General features: G+C 69.7%; 14 protein-coding genes and 1 tRNA gene. 11 read left to right on the top strand and 4 right to left on the bottom strand.

The features are described from left to right. Positions 1 to 747: 747 nt before the first annotated feature. Both ACW5EG_RS16075 and ACW5EG_RS16080 read left to right on the top strand, forming a co-directional pair. Positions 748 to 1,077 carry a hypothetical protein gene (locus ACW5EG_RS16075; RefSeq protein WP_457020498.1) on the top strand — a complete coding sequence of 110 codons (330 nt, stop codon included), beginning with the start codon at positions 748 to 750 and terminating at the stop codon, positions 1,075 to 1,077. A 126-nt stretch (positions 1,078 to 1,203) separates the two neighbouring features. Then, positions 1,204 to 1,635, top strand: coding sequence for a RidA family protein (locus tag ACW5EG_RS16080; RefSeq protein WP_457020345.1), 432 nt, complete (start codon positions 1,204 to 1,206; stop codon positions 1,633 to 1,635). Positions 1,636 to 1,862: 227 nt separating this feature from the next. Here the strand turns inward: ACW5EG_RS16080 and ACW5EG_RS16085 are convergent, their stop codons facing one another. Continuing rightward, positions 1,863 to 2,642 (bottom strand): rhomboid family intramembrane serine protease, encoded by a 780-nt coding sequence (locus ACW5EG_RS16085; RefSeq protein WP_457020347.1) that lies wholly within the window; start codon positions 2,640 to 2,642, stop codon positions 1,863 to 1,865. Positions 2,643 to 2,713: 71 nt separating this feature from the next. On the opposite strand from ACW5EG_RS16085, the gene ACW5EG_RS16090 reads away from it, so the two are divergent. From ACW5EG_RS16090 to ACW5EG_RS16100, 3 genes are all read left to right on the top strand, one after another. Beyond that, the gene (locus ACW5EG_RS16090; RefSeq protein ID WP_457020349.1) at positions 2,714 to 3,883 is read left to right on the top strand and encodes a class I SAM-dependent rRNA methyltransferase; all 1,170 of its coding nucleotides are present in this window, start codon (positions 2,714 to 2,716) and stop codon (positions 3,881 to 3,883) included. Beyond that, the gene (locus ACW5EG_RS16095) at positions 3,880 to 6,006 is read left to right on the top strand and encodes a gluconolaconase (RefSeq protein WP_457022303.1); all 2,127 of its coding nucleotides are present in this window, start codon (positions 3,880 to 3,882) and stop codon (positions 6,004 to 6,006) included. Before ACW5EG_RS16090 ends, ACW5EG_RS16095 begins: the two co-directional genes overlap by 4 nt. Positions 6,007 to 6,284: 278 nt before the next feature. Continuing rightward, positions 6,285 to 7,355 (top strand): DUF5694 domain-containing protein, encoded by a 1,071-nt coding sequence (locus ACW5EG_RS16100; RefSeq protein WP_457022305.1) that lies wholly within the window; start codon positions 6,285 to 6,287, stop codon positions 7,353 to 7,355. 226 nt (positions 7,356 to 7,581) lie between these two features. Here ACW5EG_RS16100 and ACW5EG_RS16105 read toward each other — a convergent pair whose 3' ends face one another. Both ACW5EG_RS16105 and putP read right to left on the bottom strand, forming a co-directional pair. Next, entirely contained in the window at positions 7,582 to 7,929 is a 348-nt protein-coding gene (locus ACW5EG_RS16105) for a DUF488 domain-containing protein (protein WP_457022307.1), read from the bottom strand. Between the two features lie 217 nt (positions 7,930 to 8,146). After that, entirely contained in the window at positions 8,147 to 9,634 is a 1,488-nt protein-coding gene (gene putP, locus ACW5EG_RS16110) for a sodium/proline symporter PutP (protein WP_457022309.1), read from the bottom strand. A gap of 300 nt (positions 9,635 to 9,934) precedes the next feature. Between putP and ACW5EG_RS16115 the strand changes: the two genes are divergently transcribed. The 5 genes from ACW5EG_RS16115 to ACW5EG_RS16135 all read left to right on the top strand — a co-directional run bounded on the left by ACW5EG_RS16115 (position 9,935) and on the right by ACW5EG_RS16135 (position 16,856). Then, positions 9,935 to 10,933: a ligase-associated DNA damage response exonuclease gene (locus ACW5EG_RS16115; protein ID WP_457022311.1), complete on the top strand. Its 999-nt coding sequence runs from the start codon at positions 9,935 to 9,937 to the stop codon at positions 10,931 to 10,933. 168 nt (positions 10,934 to 11,101) lie between these two features. Then, positions 11,102 to 12,832: a cisplatin damage response ATP-dependent DNA ligase gene (locus ACW5EG_RS16120; RefSeq protein ID WP_457022313.1), complete on the top strand. Its 1,731-nt coding sequence runs from the start codon at positions 11,102 to 11,104 to the stop codon at positions 12,830 to 12,832. Beyond that, complete coding sequence (locus ACW5EG_RS16125; RefSeq protein ID WP_457022315.1) at positions 12,829 to 15,417, top strand: ligase-associated DNA damage response DEXH box helicase; 2,589 nt, start codon at positions 12,829 to 12,831, stop codon at positions 15,415 to 15,417. The genes ACW5EG_RS16120 and ACW5EG_RS16125 overlap by 4 nt, the downstream gene beginning before the upstream one ends. Further along, entirely contained in the window at positions 15,410 to 16,048 is a 639-nt protein-coding gene (gene pdeM, locus ACW5EG_RS16130; RefSeq protein ID WP_457022316.1) for a ligase-associated DNA damage response endonuclease PdeM, read from the top strand. Before ACW5EG_RS16125 ends, pdeM begins: the two co-directional genes overlap by 8 nt. Positions 16,049 to 16,325: 277 nt before the next feature. Further along, on the top strand, positions 16,326 to 16,856 hold the full coding sequence (locus tag ACW5EG_RS16135) for an outer membrane beta-barrel protein (RefSeq protein ID WP_457020362.1): 531 nt from the start codon (positions 16,326 to 16,328) through the stop codon (positions 16,854 to 16,856). Between the two features lie 136 nt (positions 16,857 to 16,992). Here the strand turns inward: ACW5EG_RS16135 and ACW5EG_RS16140 are convergent. Further along, positions 16,993 to 17,069, bottom strand: a tRNA-Arg gene (locus tag ACW5EG_RS16140). A gap of 210 nt (positions 17,070 to 17,279) precedes the next feature. Here ACW5EG_RS16140 and ACW5EG_RS16145 point away from each other — a divergent pair. Continuing rightward, positions 17,280 to 19,202 carry a copper amine oxidase gene (locus ACW5EG_RS16145; protein WP_457022318.1) on the top strand — a complete coding sequence of 641 codons (1,923 nt, stop codon included), beginning with the start codon at positions 17,280 to 17,282 and terminating at the stop codon, positions 19,200 to 19,202. Positions 19,203 to 19,260: the final 58 nt, after the last annotated feature.

Raw genomic sequence — 19,260 nt, forward strand, 5'->3', positions numbered from 1 at the left:
ATTACGGTGGTCTGACACCGAGGCGTTATCGGGCGCGCACGTCGGGCTCTCGGCGCCTACGGTAGGGGAAACTCAAGACATAAGGCGTTAGGCCCTACACCAAATGGCGAGGCAAGACAGATGATTAGAAGCGGCGCCTTGTCACTCATCACGCTAGTGCTCTTCATGAGTGCGGCTCAGACGCTAGCCACACCACCGCCGGAAAATAGGCCGCAGTACTGTGCAAGCAGCTTCTGCGTGGAAGTTATCGCTTACAGTTCCGTTGAGGGCGCGGTCATCGACCGAAGCAACAACGCAGAGCGCATTAGCATTCGCCTTCAAGATGGAACGCGCATTGCGTTTGCTGCGAGGCCCGTTCGCGAGAACGAGAATGCTTATGGGGGCGCTTCAGATTGGGCCTGGCACTCTCCATCAATGGCGACTTCCAGACGATGCATGGGTTGCGATGACCCCGAAGTGCCCTCGCTCATCGTGGGGGTTGCTGTAGCTGGAGACCCAGAACTTGTGACTAAGCATCTACACGGTAGTCTGTGTGGCTGGTCAGCGAGGTACCGCTGGAGAGGTGATGAAGCACAGCCTAGACGGATCGAGCTCGGTGAGCAGGAGTGCTTTCGGCACCTACGATGGTAGCGGCCTAACAATGCGTTCAAGCCGAAGCCGCTTCGTTCCGCAAAGTACATGGCAGGTACAGCTTGCCATGTGCTTTGCTCCACTACGCGTCTCGGCTTAACTTAGGCGTTAGGCCTCATGCTCAAGATATTCTCACTCATTTTGCTTTTAATGCTCACTGCCTGTGACTTCGGAAGGTCGGCATCTCGCATTGCTTATTGGCAGAGCGAAACGGAGAAATATTTGCCAGTAGGCATTAGCAAGGGCGACGCGGAGAAGTTCTTCCATGATCGCGGGCTCACGCTTAGATGCTGCATGTCTGGCCCGAACATAGAGAGCGCGCATGCCGCACGAGAGAGAAATATTGGCCGTCACTTCTTCATGGAATACGAAGCAAACATCATTGTCGATTTCAAGGACGACAAGGTGGATCGGGTACGCGTCATGCGCTTTGGGGTCGGGCTATGAGGCCAAACAGTTCGTTCAAGCCGAACGCGTTTCGCTACACCAACAACATGGCAGAACAGCTTGCCATGTTGTTGGCTCCGCTACGCAGGCCGGCTTAACTCAGGCGTTAGACAGCACAGGAGTTCTATGAACCGCCATCTGTTTTTAATAGCCGCTCTCGCGGCCACGTCAGGTTGTGCTTCGACAGCCCCGCAGCCCGAACGAACCTGTTTCCACTCTATGGAGCAGCTGGAGCAGGAAATAGGCTTCTGCCAAGCAGTCCGTAGCGGAAACACGCTCCATGTCTCTGGTATTTCGGCAGGCGGAACTATGGATTCTGCAGTTCGCTCTGTATACGCGCGACTTGACGAAGTTCTGGAGGCAAACGGGCTGTCCTCTGCAAACGTCGTGCGCGAAACTGTGTTTGCCACTGACTTGGATGCATTCATTGAAAACAAGTCGATTCGCCGCGAATTTTATGGCGCATCACTCCCCGCCGCGAGTTGGGTGCAGGTCCAGCGCCTCTATCTTCCTTCATACGTTGTGGAAGTTGAGCTAACCGCGGAGTATGCAAAGTGAGGGTGCTGGGTGAATCAACACCCCGAGTGCAACACCCCTGAGAGATGCTGGATTCGTTGTGCGGGTGTCTCGTAGTCATATCGCTTCCTGGGCCTGGGAAGCCTGTTCCCGAACCAGTTCGCGTCACAGTCAGCCCCGAGCCGTGTCAGGCCTTCCTGGAACCGCATGCGGGCGGGGCGCATGGGACCCGAGGGTTCAAAGACTGCAGGTCCCCGCCCTTGGCCGATCTAGTCCTCGCGCTTCCGGAACGGCAGCACCACGCCACGCTCCTCGTCCTGCCCGTCGCGCTGCCATAGCACCGGCACGTCGCGCGGTGAGCCGGGTTCGAAGGTGTCGCGTTCGGCCTGTGCGGCGCGTTCGGCTTCTTCTTCCTCGATCTCCCAGCTGTAGCGGCGGCGCGGGGGCAGCGGGTCGCTGCTTCGCAGCAGCCAGGCGGCGAGTGCGCCGCCCAGGGCGCCGCCGAGGTGCGACTGCCAGGACACGCCGGGCTCGTGCGGCAGCACGGTCAGCAGCATGCCGCCGTAGAAGAAGAACGCGATCATGCCGGCGGCGATCGAGGGGCGGTCGCGGCGCAGCAGGCCGAGCACGAACACCAGGAACATCAATCCGTGGGTGAGGCCGCTGGCGCCGAGGTGGAACGAGCCCGGGTCGCCCAGTGCCCATGCGCCGATGCCGGAGCCGAGCCACATCAGCGGCAGGCCGCGCACGGTGGCGCGCGGGTAGGTGGTCAGGGACAGGGTGCCGAGGATCAGCAGCGCGGAGGCGTTGGCGATCAGGTGTTCGGGCGATCCGTGCAGCAGGGGGGCGGTGAGGATGCCGATCAGGCCCTGCGCCGTGCCCGCGCCAACCGCGAACAGGCGGTAGTCGCCCAGGCCCTGCAGGCCGAACACGATGACCAGCAGCAGGACGAAGGCGATGGCGCCCTTGAAGGCGTTGCCCAGGCGGCGCCGGTCGGCCGCGCGTTGGGTGTCGGGGTCGTGCGGGTCGTCGGGGGTGGGCAGGTACATTCGGCAAGGGTGGCGGCGGAATGGGGGGATGCAAGGGTTTGGGGCGACCGCAGCCGCGTAAACTTGCACGCATGACCGATGCCATTCCCACTGTCCACCTCAAGAACGCCTGGCGCTCCAACCATCCCTGGATCTTCCAGAAGCTGGTCGAGAAGCCGACCCCGCGGCCCAAGCCCGGCACCATCGTCGACATCGTTGGCGTGGACGGGGTCTGGATTGGCCGCGGCTTCTACAACGGCCATTCGCGCATCGCCCTGCGCATCCTGGAAACCGATCCGGACGTTGCGGTGGATGCCGCCTGGTTCGCCGCCAAGATCGCCGAGGCGGTGCTGCTGCGCCGCGAGGTGCTTCAGCTGGACGAGACCACCAACGCGTGGCGCGTGGTGCACAGCGAGGGCGACGGGCTGAGTGGGCTGGTGGTGGACCGCTACGATGATCTGATCGTGGTGCAGTACTTCAGCGCCGGCATGTACCGCCACCGCGAGTGGATCCACGCCGCGCTGCGCGAGCAGTTTCCCGGCTGCCGCTTCCACGGCTTCGCCGACGAGCATGTGCAGAAGCAGGAGTCGTTCGACTTCCGCGAGACCGCCGGCACCGAAGCTGCGCTCATCACCGAGAACGGCATCCGCTTCCGCGCCGACCCGGCCGGCGCGCACAAGACCGGTTTCTTCGCCGACCAGCGCGACAATCGCGAGTGGCTGTCGCACCGCTGCACGGGCAAGCGCGTGCTCGACCTGTGCTGCAACACCGGCGGCTTCGGCGTGTACGCGGCGGTGCGCGGCGCCAGTGAAGTGGTCGGCATCGACATCGATGAGGACGTACTGGAGATTGCCAACGGCAACGCGAAACTCAACGGCGTGCGCCCGCGCTTCGTGCAGGCCGACATCTTTCCGTGGCTGCGCGATGCGGCCAATGCCGGCGACCAGTACGACGTGGTGATCCTCGACCCGGCCAAGATGACGCGCGATCGCGAGCAGGTGATTCCTGCGCTCAAGAAGTACCTGGACATGAACAAGCTGGCGCTGGGCGTGGTCAAGCCCGGTGGCCTGCTGGCCACGTTCTCGTGCACCGGCCTTGTGAGCGAGGAGCAGTTCCTCGACATGATGCGCCGCGCCGCGTTCTACGCCGGGCGCACGGTGCAGGTGCTGAAGGTCTCCGGCGCCGGCGCCGACCATCCGTTCATGGCCCACGTGCAGGAGTCGCGCTACCTCAAGGCGGTGTTCTGCCGCGTCCTGGATTGAACCGGCGCACCGGCCGCGCCCGGCCGGGGCTGCGGCGCGCGCTGCTGGCGGTTGCGTCGCTCACCGCGCTGGCGCTGGCGGCGACCTTCCTGTGGCAGCCCTTGCGCGACTGGTGGCGTGGCCCGCCGCCAACACTGGCCGCGACGAGCTTCGACTGGCAGCCCCGCATCGCGCCGCTCGCCGGCGACGGCCAACGCGGCCTGCGCGATGGCCACCTGCTGCAGGCACGCTTCGACGAACCCTGGGGCCTGGTGCGCGGCGTCGACGGCAGCCTGTTCGTCGCCGATGGCGGCGAGGCCAACCGCATTCGCCGCATCGCGCCCGATGGCCGCGTCACCACGTTCGCCGGATCAAGCGAAGGCTTCGCCGACGGCATCGGCACGGCGGCGAAGTTCCATACGCCGTCCTCGCTCGCCATCGACCGCCTCGGCAACCTCTATGTCGCCGACACCGGCAACCACGCCATCCGCAAGGTCTCGCCCAGCGGCAAGGTGACCACGCTGGCCGGCACCGGCGTGCCGGGCTTTCGCGATGGCGAAGGTGCGCTGGCGCAGTTCCGCGCGCCGATGGGCGTGGCGGTGGACGACGGCGGGCGCGTGTACGTGGCCGACACCTGGAACGACCGCATCCGCGTGATCGATCGCAACGGCCGCGTGCGCACGCTCGCGGGTGGCGCGGAGCCTGCCTTTGTCGACGGCCAGGCGCCGCTGACGCGCTTCCACACGCCGACCGCGGTCGCCGTGGCTGGCGACGGTCGGCTGTGGATCGCCGACACCGGCAACCGCGCGCTGCGCTGGATCGGGACCGATGGTGCGGTGCACACCTGGCGGGCGACCGGCTGGGACGCACCCGAACCGGTGCGCCCGCTCGCGCTCGCGGCCACGCACGATGGCGCGCTGTATGTCGCCGAGCTCTCGCCCGGGCGCGTGCTGCAGGTTTCCGCCGACGGCCGCTCACGCGTGCTGGCGGGCGGCGGTGCCGGCCCTTGGTTCGCGCGTCCTTCGGCGCTGTGGCTGGAAGCCGACGGCAGCTTGCTGCTGGCCGATGCGGCCGGCCATCGCTTGCACCGGATCGTGCCGCGCGGTGTCGATGCGCCGGCGGATGGGCCCGTGGGTCCTTCGCCTGCGCGCGCGCTGCCGCAGACCGCGCAGCGCTGGCCGTTTGCGCCGCAGGATGGCTGGCACGAAGTGGTCGGCACGCTGGGCGAGGTGCGCGGCAACTTCAGCGGCGAAAGCCGCAGCCACCTGCACAACGGCCTGGACGTGCGCGCCGATGTCGGGACGCCGGTGCTGTCGATCGGCGGCGGCAAGATCAGCAGTCCGCTGGCGGCCTTCAGCTTCGGCGGCCAGGCCGAAGGCGTCAGCGTCGACGAGCTGACCTACCTGCACATGCGCGTGGGCCGCACCGCGCAGGGGCGCAACCTGGATCCCGCACGTTTCCTGATCGATCGCGACGAGGGCGGCCGCGCGGCTTCGGTGCGAATCATGCGCGGCACGCGCTTCGTGCCCGGCGACGCGCTGGGCACGGTCAACGCGCAGGCGCATACGCATTTGATCGTCGGGCCGTACGGCCACCAGCACAACGCGATCCGCCTCGGCTTCCGCAACTACAGCGACACGGTGCAGCCGCGCATCGACCACGTCAGCCTGCTCGATGGTGCAGGCCAGCCGCTGTCGGCGCGCGGGGACGGGCGGGTGCTGGTGCCGCGCGCTGCCGACGTGCAGATAGTGGTCGAGGCCTGGGACCAGGTGGACGGCAACCTGCCGCGACGGCGACTCGGGCTGCATCGCGTCGGCTACCAGGTGCTGCACGCGGACGGCCGGCCGGTGGCGGGTTTCGAAACACCGGCGATGAACCTCGACTTCTCGCGCATGCCGGCGCATCCCGAGGCGGTCAAGGTGGCCTACGCTGCCGACAGCGGCATCACCGTGCATGGCGCGTCGCGCACGCGCTTCCTGTACGTGGCGACCAACCGGGTGCGTGGTGACGAGGTGGCGCAGGGCTACTGGCAGCCGGCGTCGCTGCCCGCCGGCGACTACATCGTGCGTGCGCTGGGCGAGGATGCGGCCGGTAACCGCGCACGTGGGGCAACCGACCTGCCGGTGCGCGTGCTGGCGTATTGAGCGCGGCGCACCGCCGTCGGGCGACGCCCAGCCGTTGTGCTCCGGGACCGCGCCGCCGCTTCGCCTTCCGTCGCAAGCGGGAAGCTCGGCACGTCTGCTGCGGGGTCTGTGCTCTTCGCGCTCGTGGATGACGGTTCGGGGCGGAGTCAACACAGCGACACGCTCGGACGCGCGCCTGCGGCGTGCTGCGGTGCGCCGATGGTCATGGTGACTATCCGGTCATGCGGGTGCTGCCGGGAACGGGTGTGATGGCGCCGTCCCGTTCCGGAGTCGAGCCGATGCGTCGTCCGTTACTGTCCGTCCTGCTGTTTGCCGCCAGCCCGCTCTGCGCGCTCGCCGCGCCCGCGGGCACGGCCTCCGCGCAGCAGGCTTTCGCCGGTCCGCCCACCCGAGTGCTCGTGCTGGGCACCGTGCATCTGGCGCAGGACGATGCCGGCGAAGTGGTGGCAAGCGCGATAGAGCCACTGCTGCGGCGGCTGGCGGAGTTCGATCCGCAGATCATCACCGTCGAAGCCATGCCCGGCGAAACCTGCGACCTGATGGCGCGGCATCCCGCGGTCTACGACCCGGAAGGCGGCGCCAGCTACTGCCCCGACACCGCTCCAGCGCGTGCGGCCACCGGCCTGGACGTGCCGGCGGCGATCGCTTCGGTCGACGCGCAGCTTGCCGCCTGGCCCGATGCACCCACGCCGGCGCAGCGTCGTCGCCTGGCCGCGACCTTTCTCGCCGCCGGCGATCCCACCTCGGCCCTGGTGCAGTGGCTGCGCCTGGAGTCCGGCGAGCGGCGGGCCGGCGACGGGCTGGACGAGGCGCTGGTGCAGGCGCTGCGCAAGCGCGAGGCATCGAGCAACGAGAACACCGTCATCGCTGCCGCGCTCGCAGTGCGCCTGGGCCTGGAGCGCGTGCATCCGGTGGACGACCACACCGGCGACAACCTGCGCATCGACGACATGGACGGCTTCGCGACCGCGATCCGTGGTGCCTGGGACAGTGCGCCGCCGGAATGCGCCGCGCTGCGCGCTCGCGACAGCGCGCTGCGCCAGGCGCCGGACCTGCTGGAGCTGTACCGCCACACCAACAGCGCCGACTACCAGCCCATGCCGATGCGCTGCGACTTCGCGCTCGCGCTGGCCGAAGATTCGCAGCAGCGCTTCGGCCGCCAGTACGTCACAGGTTGGGACCTGCGCAACCTGCGCATGGTCGCCAACATCGGCAGCACCTTCCGCGAACGACCGGGCGCGCGCGTGCTGTCGATCGTCGGTGCCTCGCACAAGGCCTGGTTCGACCGTCTGCTGGGGCCGCTGCAGGGCGTGGAGGTGGTGGACGTGGAGGCGTTCCTCGCGGACTGAGCGGATGCTGTGGGTCTGCCGTGCGATGCAGCATCTCCCGTGCCCGATGCCTGTCATTTCGACCGCAGGGAGGAATCCCTGCCTGCGCATCGGGGAGCAGATTTCTCCCTGCGGTCAAATGACAGTGGTTAGGGGTCGCAATGACAGCCGTTAGGAGTCGCAATGACAGTGGTTGCGGGCGGAGTGCAACGGTCGCGGGCGAGATGACAACGATCGGGCGCCGGCGCTAACGCTCCAGCAGCCAGTCGCGCAGCACCAGCGCCTGGTTGTGCTCCTCATCGCGCGCGCCATACACCAGGGTCACGCGACCCTTGCGCAGCCACGGCTGCAGCTGCACAACGGCGTCGGGGTTCGCCTCCAGCTCGAGGTGGTAGCGCCGGGTGAATTCCGCGAAGCGCTCCGCCCGGTGATCGAACCACTTGCGCAGCTGCGCGCTGGGTGCGATGTCCTTCAGCCAGAGATCCAGCGCCAGCGCCTCCTTGCGCAGGCCGCGCGGCCACACCCGGTCGACGAGGATGCGCGCGCCGTCGTTGTGGGCAGGCGCCTCGTAGGCGCGCTTGATCCGGATGTCCATTGGTCGGACGCCGTGGAAGGGGCGAAGCTGGACTGTCCTACACGTCCGCGGTCAGGTCCACCCCGGCGGCAGCCCAGCGCCGATCGGTACGGCGAAAGCCGGATCCATCGGGTAGAGCACAGTCAAAATGGATCCCGGCTTGAGCGGCCTTCGGCCGTTGTAACGCACTTCGCCGGGATGACGTTGGTCGGAAGCCCGATTGGAGCCAGTCGGCGCGTCACTGCCCCTGCGCGCGCAGCGTCTCGTGCACCTGCTCGTGCTGCTGCTGCACCGCCGGTGACGGCGCCCGGCCGAGCAGGCTGACCACCACGATCGCGAGCGTGGCCATGGCGAAACCCGGCACGAGCTCGTACAGCGCGCTGCCGGTCTGCTTCCACAGCAGCACGGTCGCCGCGCCGGCCAGCATGCCGGCGATGGCGCCGTTGCGGGTCATGCGCTTCCACAGCAGCGACAGCACCACCACCGGGCCGAACGCGGCGCCAAAACCGGCCCAGGCATAGGCCACCAGGCCCAGCACGCGGCTGTCGGGATCGCGCGCGATCCAGATCGCCAGCAGCGCCACGCCCAGCACCATCGCGCGGCCCACCCACACCAGCTCGCCATGTCCGGCCCTGGGGCGCAGGAAGCCGCGGTACAGATCCTCGGTGAGCGCGCTCGAGCACACCAGCAGCTGCGCCGACAGCGTGCTCATGATCGCCGCCAGGATCGCCGACAGCAGCACGCCGGCGATCCACGGGTTGAACAGCACTTCCGAGAGCACGATGAACACGCGCTCGGGATTGGCGTCCACCGGGCCGGCGAACTCCGGATGGGCCGCGAACCAGGCGATGCCGAAGAAGCCGGTGGCGACCGCGCCAGCCATGCACAGGAGCATCCAGGTCATGCCGATGCGGCGCGCGCGCGGGATCGTCGCCAGGCTGTCGGCGGCCATGAACCGGGCGAGGATGTGCGGCTGGCCGAAATAGCCCAGCCCCCAGGCCAGCGCCGAAACCACGGCGATCACGCCGCCGGTGCCGATCCAGTCCAGCCGTGTCGGGTCGACCTGCTCCACCAGCGCCAGCGCCTGCGCCGGGCCGCCCACGCCGAGGATCGCGACGACAGGCACCAGCAGCAGGGCGAAGATCATCAGCGAGGCCTGGATGGTGTCGGTCCAGCTCACCGCGAGGAAGCCGCCGACGAAGGTGTAGAGGATCGTCACCGCCGCGCCCCAGAGCATTGCCTGTCCGTACGGCAGCCCGAACACGCTTTCGAACATGCGCGCGCCGGCGACGATGCCTGAGGCGCAGTAGATGGCGAAGAACACCAGGATCACCAGCGCCGCGAGGATGCGCAGCACGCGGCTGTGGTCCTCGAAGCGATGGGTGAAGTAGTCCGGCAGGGTCAGCGCGTTGCGGGTGCGCTCGGTGTACACGCGCAGCGGCCCGGCCACGTACTTCCAGTTCGCCCACGCGCCCAGCAGCAGGCCGACCGCGATCCAGGCCTCGGACGCGCCGCTCAGGTACAGCGCACCGGGCAGGCCCATCATCAGCCAGCCGCTCATGTCCGAGGCGCCGGCTGCGAGCGCGGTCACGAAGCTGCCCAGCGAACGGCCCCCGAGGATGTAGTCGTCGAAGGTGCGCGTGCGGCGCCAGGCGACGAAACCAAGTCCGAGCATCAGCAGCAGGTAGGCGGCAAACGTGATGAACAGCGGCGAGGTGAAGGACATGCGGCATGCACCGGTCGGCGGGACAGGGCGCCGAGTGTGGACGAAGCGGGGCGGCGAGCGCCAATGGCGGCCAGCGCCGATGGAGAACGGCAGATGTCTGCAGGTCCGGCTTGATTGCGGCACCGCGTCGCGGCGGATGCCGGATAGGTTGCGCAGACGGCGTTCGCCCGGTCTCGACGGCGGCTGGTCCAGTCTGCGGCTGACCACCGACCACACGCACCGGCACCCGACCATGTCCGTCCCATCCGCGACCCAGGCCGACCGCAGCGCGCGGCGCGACGGCCCTTCCGGGCTCGGGCCATGAGCGCGACCCGCGACCTGGTCGAGCTGCGCCCGGAAGGCCTGTACTGCCCGGCCGGCGATTTCCATATCGACCCCTGGCGGCCGGTGCCGCGCGCGGTGATCACCCACGGCCACGGCGACCACGCCCGCAGCGGCATGGGCGAATACCACTGCGTGCGCGAGAGCCTGCCGATCCTGGAGTGGCGACTTGGCGCGCAGCGCTACCACGTGGTGGACTACGGCGAAGCGTTCGACCTGGGCGGTACCCGCGTCTCGCTGCATCCGGCCGGGCATGTGCTGGGCTCGGCGCAGGTGCGGATCGAGGCCGGTGATCGTGTCTGGGTGGCCTCGGGCGACTACAAGCGCCAGCACGATCCGACCTGTGCGCCGTTCGAAGTCGTGCCCTGCGACACCTTCATCACCGAGGCCACCTTCGGCCTGCCGATCTACCGCTGGCCGGACACCGCCGACGTCGCGCGCGACATCGCCGACTGGCGCGCCGCCTGCGAGCAGGAGGGCACGGCAGCGGTGCTGTTCTGCTACGCGCTGGGCAAGGCGCAGCGGGTGTTGGCCGAGCTTGCGCCGTTCCTCGACGCGCGGGTGCTGCTGCATGGCGCGATCGCCACCGGCGTGGACGTGTACCGTGCCTGCGGCGTCGCCCTGCCGCCTACCGAGCCGGTCTCGGAGCAGGCGCGCGGCGTCGATTTCGCCGGCCGCCTGGTGCTGGCACCGCCCTCGGCCGCGGGCAGCGCCTGGATGCGCCGCTTCCGCCGCGCGCAGACCGGCTTCGCCTCGGGCTGGATGCGCATCCGCGGCAACCGCCGCCGCCGCAACTACGACCGCGGTTTCGTGGTGTCCGACCACGCCGACTGGCCCGACCTGATCCGCACCGTGCGCGAAACCGGCGCCAGCCGCGTGATCGCCACCCACGGCAACACCGACGCGATCGTCCGCAAGCTGTGCGAGGACGGCATTGATGCGGGCGCGTTCCGGACAGGTTATGGAGAGGAGGATTGAGCGTGCAGGCGTCCCTCCTCCCGGCCCGCGGCTTGTACTCCCTCCCCCGCTCGCGGGGGAAGGAGCCAGCAGCAGGTGCGACACCAGCCTTCCGGAGGCCGACTCCCTCCCCCGCAGACGGGGGAAGGAGCAAAACGCGGGTGGTCGAAGTGACCGGACCTGACTGACATGCGCCGCTTCGCCGCCCTCTACCGCGAGCTCGACCGCAGTACCGCCACGCTCGACAAGCGCGCGGCGCTGGTGCGCTATTTCCGCGAGGCCCCGCCGCGCGATGCGGCCTGGGCGCTGCACCTGCTCGCCGGCGGCAAGATCGCCGGCGCAAAACAGCGCATCGCCAACACACGCGAGCTGCGCGAATGGATTGCCACGGAAGCGCAACTGCCGGACTGGCTGGTGGACGACAGCTACGACCAGGTCGGCGACCTGGGCGAAACCCTGGCCCTGCTGCTCGACGATCCCGACAGCCCCGGCGCGGACATCGCGCTCGCCGAATGGATCGAACGTCGCCTGCTGCCGGTCGCCAACCGCGACGTGGAAGCGCGTCGCGCCGTGGTGATCGGCGCCTGGCGGACGCTGTGCTTCGACGAGCGCCTGCTGTTCAACAAGCTGCTCACCGGCGCGCTGCGCGTGGGCGTGTCGCAGCGCATGGTGCAGCAGGCGCTGGCCGAGATGAGCGGCATCGACATCGCCCGCATCGCCCAGCGCATGCTCGGCAGCTGGCAGCCCACGCCGCAGTTCCTGGCCACGCTGCTCTCGCACGAAGAACTCGAGAGCGATCGCCAGCAGCCCTATCCCTTCTTCCTGGCCTCGCCGCTGGAAACGGTGCTGCGCGCGCCCAAAAGCGATGCGACTGCGCCGGCAGACGCGCCCGAGGAGGCGACCGATGCCGACGACGCGGCTGGCGCGGACCTTGCCGCGCCGTCCGCCCTCGCCAACGATCCCGAAGCGATCGAGCGCGCCCTCGGCCCGGTCGGCGACTGGCTGCTGGAGTGGAAATGGGACGGCATCCGCCTGCAGCTGATCCGCCGCGGCGGCGAGGTGGCGCTGTGGTCGCGCGGCGAAGAGCGACTGGACGGGCGCTTCCCCGAGATCGAGCACGCCGCCCTTTCGCTGCCGCGCGACTGCGTGATCGATGGCGAGCTGCTGGCCTGGCGAGCGGGCGATGAAGAACCGCTGCCGTTCACCGCGCTGCAGACGCGCATCCAGCGGCGCAAGCCCGGCGCCAAGACCCTGGCCGATACGCCCGCGCGCGTACAGGCCTACGATCTGCTCGAACTCGATGGCGAAGACTGGCGCGAGCGCCCGCAGCACGAGCGCCGCGCCGCGCTGGAAGCGCTGCTGGCCGCGCACGGCGATCCGCGCATCGTCGCCTCGCCGCTGGTCGAAACATCGGACTGGCGTGCCGCCGCCAGCCTGCGCGAACAGGCGCGCGAACGCGGCGTCGAGGGCCTGATGCTCAAGCGTCGCGATGCGGCCTACCAGTCCGGGCGGCGCCGCGGCGACTGGTGGAAGTGGAAGATCGACCCGCTCACCATCGATGCGGTGCTGATCTACGCGCAGTCCGGCCACGGCCGCCGCAGCACGCTCTACACCGACTACACCTTCGGCCTGTGGGATGGCGATGCGCTGGTGCCGGTGGCCAAGGCCTACAGCGGCCTGGATGATGTGGAGATTCTCAAGCTCGACCGCTGGATCCGCGCCAACACGCTCGAACGCTTCGGCCCCGTGCGCTCGGTGCCGGGCGTGCACGTGTTCGAGCTTGGCTTCGAGGCGGTGAACCGCTCCAGCCGGCACAAGTCGGGCATCGCGGTGCGCTTCCCGCGCATCCTGCGCTGGCGCCACGACAAGCCGCCCGCCGAGGCCGACCGGCTCGAGACATTGCGGGCGCTGGCGCGATGAAGTCGGACGCGCGCATGCGCTTCCACGCGCCGCTCGCGGACTGGTTCGCCGCCCAGGGCTGGAAGCCGGCGCCCTTCCAGCGCGAGGCCTGGCGACGCTGGCGCCGCGGCGAATCGGGACTGCTGGTGACGCCCACCGGCAGCGGCAAGACCCTGGCCGCGCTGGGCGGGCCGCTGCTGGACGCGCTGGCAGAGGCGGCGCGTGCGAAGACTGCGAAACCGCGCTCGACACGCGCCTCGACCGCACAGACAGCGACAGCCTCGCGCCCCTACCAACCTGTCATTCCGAGCGAAGCGAGGAATCTCGTTCCTTCAGCGGCAGAGATTTCCCGCTCCGCTCGAAATGACAAGAGCGCACGCACACGCCTGCTCTGGATCACCCCGCTGCGCGCGCTGGCCAACGACACCGCCCGTGCAATCCGCACGCCACTCGAGGCGCTCGGCCTGGACTGGACGGTGGCCATGCGCACCGGCGATGCCACCTCGCGCGACAAGCGCCTGGCACGCCAGGGCCGCGCCGACGCGCTGGTGATCACGCCCGAATCGCTGGCCCTGCTGCTCACCTACCCCGACACGGCCGCGCAGCTGTCCGGCCTGCGCGGCATCGTGGTCGACGAATGGCACGAGCTGCTCGGCAACAAGCGCGGCGTGCTGCTGCAGCTGTGCCTGGCCAGGCTGCGCGCCTGGGCACCGCAGGTGCGAACCTGGGGCTTGTCGGCCACGCTCGGCAACCTCGCGCAGGCGCGCGACGTGCTGCTGCCGCATGCGCCGGACGCGGCAATCCTGCAGGCAGCCAGGCCACGCAGCCTCACCCTGGACACCCTGCTGCCCGAGGCAGGCGAGCGCTTCCCCTGGGCCGGACACATCGGCCTGTCGCAGGTGCAGCGCGTGGCCGTACGCCTGCAGGCCGCCGACACCACGCTGCTGTTTGCAAACACGCGCGCGCAGGCCGAACTGTGGCACCGCGCGCTGGCGGCCACCTGGCTGGAAGCGCCCGAGACGCTCGCGCTGCACCATGGCTCGCTCGACCCGAAGCTGCGCGCATCGGTCGAACAGGGCCTGCGCGAGGGGCGGGTGCGCTGCGTGGTCGCCACCTCCAGCCTCGACCTGGGCGTGGATTTCCCCACCGTCGACCAGGTGATCCAGATCGGCAGCCCCAAGGGCATGGCGCGCCTGCTGCAGCGCGCCGGTCGTGCCCGCCATCGCCCGGGCGAAGCCGGGCACATCGTCTGCGCGCCCACCCATGCGCTGGAGCTGGCCGAATACGCCGCTGCGCGCGCAGCATTGGCCGATGGCGAGATCGAATCGCGGCCACCGCCCATGCTCTCGCTCGACGTGCTTGCGCAGCACTGCGTCACCCTCGCACTCGGCGGCGGCTTCCAACCCGATGCGCTGCTGGCCGAAGTGCGCGGCGTGCATGCCTTCGCCGCACTCACCGACGCGCAGTGGCAGGCGGTGCTGGCCTTCATCGTGCAGGGCGGACAGGCACTGCAGCACTACCCCGAGTACACGCGCGTGGTGGTGGACGAAGACGGCGTGTATCGCGTCAGCGACCGCCGCATCGCCCAGCGCCATCGCCTCTCGATCGGCACCATCACCAGCGATGGTGCGCTGCAGGTGAAGCTGATGCGCGGCGGCAGCCTCGGCAGCGTCGAGGAGAGCTTCCTCTCGCGCCTGCGTCCGCGCGACCGCTTCCAGTTCGCCGGCCGCACGCTGGAGCTGGTGCGGCTGCAGGACATGACCGCCTGGGTGCGCATCGCGAAGAAGGGCGAGGGCATCGTGCCGCGCTGGCAGGGCGGGCGCATGCCGATGTCGAGCGAGCTCGGTGCACGCGTGGCGCAGGTGCTGGCCGGCCCGCGCGACAGCCCGGAGCTGCGCGCACTGGCGCCGCTGCTGGACCTGCAGGCGCGGATCTCCGCGCTGCCGTCGCCAGGCACGCTGCTCGCGGAGTTCGCCAAGACGCGCGAGGGCTGGCATCTGTTCGTCTATCCCTTCGCCGGCCGCGGCGTGCACGAGGGCCTCGCCGCGCTGCTGGCGCTGCGCTGGTCGCGCTTGGCGCCCAACACATTCGGCTTCGCGGTCAACGACTACGGCCTGGCGCTCACCGCGCAGGCGCCCACCGCGATCGACAACGACACTTTGCGCGCACTGCTCACGCCCGATGGCCTGATCGAAGACCTGCGCGACGGCGCCAACCTCGGCGAACTGGCGCGCCGCCAGTTCCGCGAGATCGCGCGCGTGGCCGGCCTGCTGCCGCCCTCGCTGCCCGGCCGTGCGCTGCGCAGCCTGCGCCAGCTGCAGGCCTCCAGCGGGCTGCTGTTCGACGTGCTGCAGCGCCACGACCCCGGCCACCTGCTGCTGGAGCAGGCCGAGCGCGAAGTGTTCGAAGCCCAGCTTGAAGTACGCGCGCTGCAGGCGGCCCTGGCGCGCTGCCACGCCGCGCGCATCGAGCTGCGCAAGCCGAAGACGCTTACGCCGCTGTCGTTCCCGCTCTGGGCCGAAGGCATGCGCGGCTCCCACAGCAGCGAAGACTGGCGCACCCGCGTGCAGCGCGCCGCCGAGCGCCTGGAAAAGCGCCATGGCTGAAGCGCTGGATCTGGAACTGGCCGGCGAACCGGTGCGCCTGCTTGCAGACCGCGCCCTCTACTGGCCCGCACGCGATCGCCTGCTGATCGCCGACCTGCACCTGGGCAAGGGCGACACCTTCCGCGCCGCCGGCATCGCCGTGCCGACCGGCGGCACCGCGCACGACCTCGGCCGTCTCGCCGCACTGCTTGCGCGCACCGGCGCGCGTTCGCTGTGGATCCTCGGCGACTTCCTGCATGCGCGCCGCAACGTCGCGGTGGATGCCGCCTGGCGTGACTTCCGCGATGCCCATGGCGAGGTAGACGTCGCCGTCATTCCCGGCAACCACGACCGTGCCTTCGACGCGCCTGCCGCTGGCGTCGAGCGCCTGCCCGAAAGCGTGGTCGATGGACCGTTCGAACTCCGCCACGCACCGCCAGCGCAGGACGGCCCCCAGCACGTGCTGTGCGGGCATCTGCATCCGGTGCTGCGCCTGCCCGGCGCGCTTGGGCGCCATCCGCTGTTCTGGCTGCGTCCGGCGTGCACCGTGCTGCCGGCCTTCTCCGCGTTCACCGGCGGGCACCCGATCCCGCGCAGCGACAGCCGCGGCAGCGTGCTGTGCGATGGCCGGCAGTTGGTGCGGCTGCCCTGAGCGGGCGGCCGGTCCCGGCCGCAGGGGTGGCCTGACCGGAGTTCGATCGCTGGATCCGCGTCCAGAACCCTGGCTGTCGGCTCGACACATCGCTCCATCCAGACGCGCATTCGTCGAACTGCACGATTGGCCTTCATTTCGGGATAAAGAATCCAGAATCGAGGCCTTTAGTGCCTCCAGTGGAACGCCCATCTCCTGAGCACGCCGCAGCAGCCGGTGCCTCACGCATCGGCCGGCGGCGGAGCAATCCGCTCATCCCCCACCCCAGGAGACACCCATGCGTTCCCAACTGCTCACCACGGCTCTCGCCGCCCTACTGCTCGGCGGCGCCTCGCTTGCGGCACAGGCCCAGGACACCGGCTTCTACGCCGGCGTCGGCGCCGGCCAGGCCCTGGTCGACGAACGCGGCTACGACGACGAGGACACCGCGTTCTCGGCCTTCGGCGGCTACCAGTTCCACCGCAACTTCGCGCTGGAAGCCGGCTATACCGACTTCGGCAAGCTCGAGCCCCGCGGCACCGGCACCGACCTCGAACTCAGCTCGGCCTATCTCACCGCGGTCGGCATCCTGCCCTTCACCGAGAAGTTCTCGGGCTATGCCAAGGCCGGCTTCCAGCGCTGGGACCTCGACCGCGCGATCCCCGGGCTGACCGGCACCGCCAAGGACGACGGCACCGACCCGATCTACGGCGTCGGCCTGCAGTACCGCTTCAACGAGCTCGTCGCGCTGCGCGGCGAGTACACCCGCAGCGAGGTCGAGGACCTCGACGTGGATACCGCGCAAGTGCAGGTGCGGTTCGACTTCTGATCGGACGCGGAGCCTGCTGGTCCGCGCCGGCGGCACGCAGCGCGGCCCGGTTCGTACAACGTGCCGGGCCGCGCTTGCGCGGGGCATGGCTCGAAAGTCGTCCCGACGTATGCGCGGCCGCCGTCAAAGAACAAGGTGGTGCGCCTGGAGGGATTCGAACCCCCGACCAATGGCTTCGGAAGCCACTACTCTATCCGGCTGAGCTACAGGCGCGTTGTCAGTCACTTCCGGGAACGCAACTGTCGTTCCGGTGGGCTTCGGCGTCTCTTGGCGAGGCGTCGGCGCCGCGTCCGGCGATGGGCGGCCGGCCGGGGATTATGTCACCCAACCGGGACGGGCGGCCAGCCGAGCGATACACGCGTTGGCCGGCCCGACTGAAGTGCAACAATCGCCGCGCCATCGCTGCCACGCCGGGATCGGGCCATGCCGTTGCACTGCGTACTGCGGATCGGGCTGGTCGTGATCCTCGCGTGTCCCATGGCGGGCATTGCAACGCCGCATCCGCTCGATGGCCTCGACCTCGACGAACACCGCAGGGCCATCGCGCTGCTGGACGCGGCCGGGGGCCTGGACGGGGAGACCGTGGTGGCCGGCATGCACCTGATCGAGCCACCCAAGGCCGAGGTCATGGCTGCCGCGCCGGGCGCGCTGCACGGCCGCCGGGCGCTGGTGGTATTGCGCCGGGCGGGGCGGGTCTTCGAGGCGACCGTCGACCTGGTGGGCGGCGAGATCCGGCTGGACGAGGTGCCCGGCGCGCAATCGCAGTTCACCGACCGCGACTACACGATCGCGGCCGAAACCGCACTGGCATCGGCCCAGGTGCGGGCGTTGCTGGCCGCGCACGGTGTGGCCGATCCTGCCACGGTCGACTGTTTCGCCGCCGGCAGCGCGATTGCGGTGCCGGCAGCGGCGCGGACGATGCGGGTGCGCTGCGCCGAGCGCCGCGGCGCGCGCTCGGTGGCGGCGCGGGTGCTGGAGGGCATCGACGTGCTGGTCGATGTCGACGCCGCGCGGGTGCTGCACGCGCGCGATGCCGGACCTTCGGCGCGCACGGACGCGGTGGCCGACCTGGATGCGGCGGCGGTCGGTCCCGACCGCGCGCCGCTGCCGCAGGGCACGGCCCGGCCACGTGAGATCCACGGCTTCACGATCGACGGGGGCTTGGTGCACTGGGGCGAGTGGCGCTTCCACCTGCGGATGGATCCGCGCGTGGGCGTGGTGCTGTCGACGGTGAGCATTGATGACGGCGCGCGTCGGCGGTCGGTGCTCTACCAGGCGCACCTGTCGGAGATCTTCGTGCCCTACATGGATCCGGCGCCGGGCTGGTACGACCGCGCCGTGCTCGATGCCGGCGAGTATGCCTACGACGGGCTGGCCGAATCGCTGGCCCCGGGCATCGACTGCCCGGCGGATGCGGCCTTCATCGAAGGGGTGAGTACCGACGAACGCGGTGTATCGCGGCCGCGGCCGCGGGTCGCCTGCCTGTTCGAGCGCGACACCGGCCTGGTCGCGTGGCGCAAGGGCATCGAGGGCAGCGAGGCGGTGCAGGGCCGGCCCGCGCGCGAGCTGGTGGTGCGCATGGTGGCGACCATCGGCAACTACGACTACCTGTTCGACTGGAGCTTCCAGCGCGACGGCACGCTGCGGGTGGCGGTCGGGGCCAGCGGGCAGCTGGCGGTCAAGGTCGCGGACGATGCGCGCCACGGGCACCGCGTCGCCGACGGCGTGGTGGCGGTCAACCACGACCATCATTTCGCCTTCCGCCTCGACCTGGACGTCGACGGGCCGGTCAACTCGCTGGTCGGGACCCGGCTGCAGGCGGTGCGACTGCCGGAGTCGAATCCGCGCGGTGCGATCTGGGTGCCCCGTGAACGCACCATCCGCTCGGAGCGCGAGCTGCTGCAGGGGCACGTTAGCGAGCATGCGGTGCAATGGCGCGTGGTCAATCCCGACGCGCGCAACGCCGCGGACCATCCGACCGGTTACGAACTGCGCGCGGGCCACGCGGCGACGCCCGCCGCGCTCATCGCCGATCTGGATCCGGTGCATCGCCGCGCCGGGTTCGTGCGGCATGCGCTTTGGGTGACGCCCCATGACGCGGCAGAGCGCCACGCCGCGGGCGACTATCCGCTGCTGGCGTCCACGCCCGCGGGGCTGCCGGCGTGGACCGCGCGCGACCGCCCGGTCGAGCGCACCGACCTGGTGCTGTGGCACGTGGTCGGCATGCACCACCTGCCGCGGACCGAGGACTGGCCGGTGATGCCGGTGCTGTGGCATGCCTTCGAACTGCGGCCGTTCGACTTCTTCGACCGCAACCCGGCCCTGGACCTGCCGCGCCAGCCGTAACCGCGTGGCAGTCGCCGCCGCCATTGCGCGGATGGGAAGTGGAGGGCGGATCGCCGCC

The sequence above is a fragment of the Luteimonas sp. A611 genome (assembly GCF_054072715.1).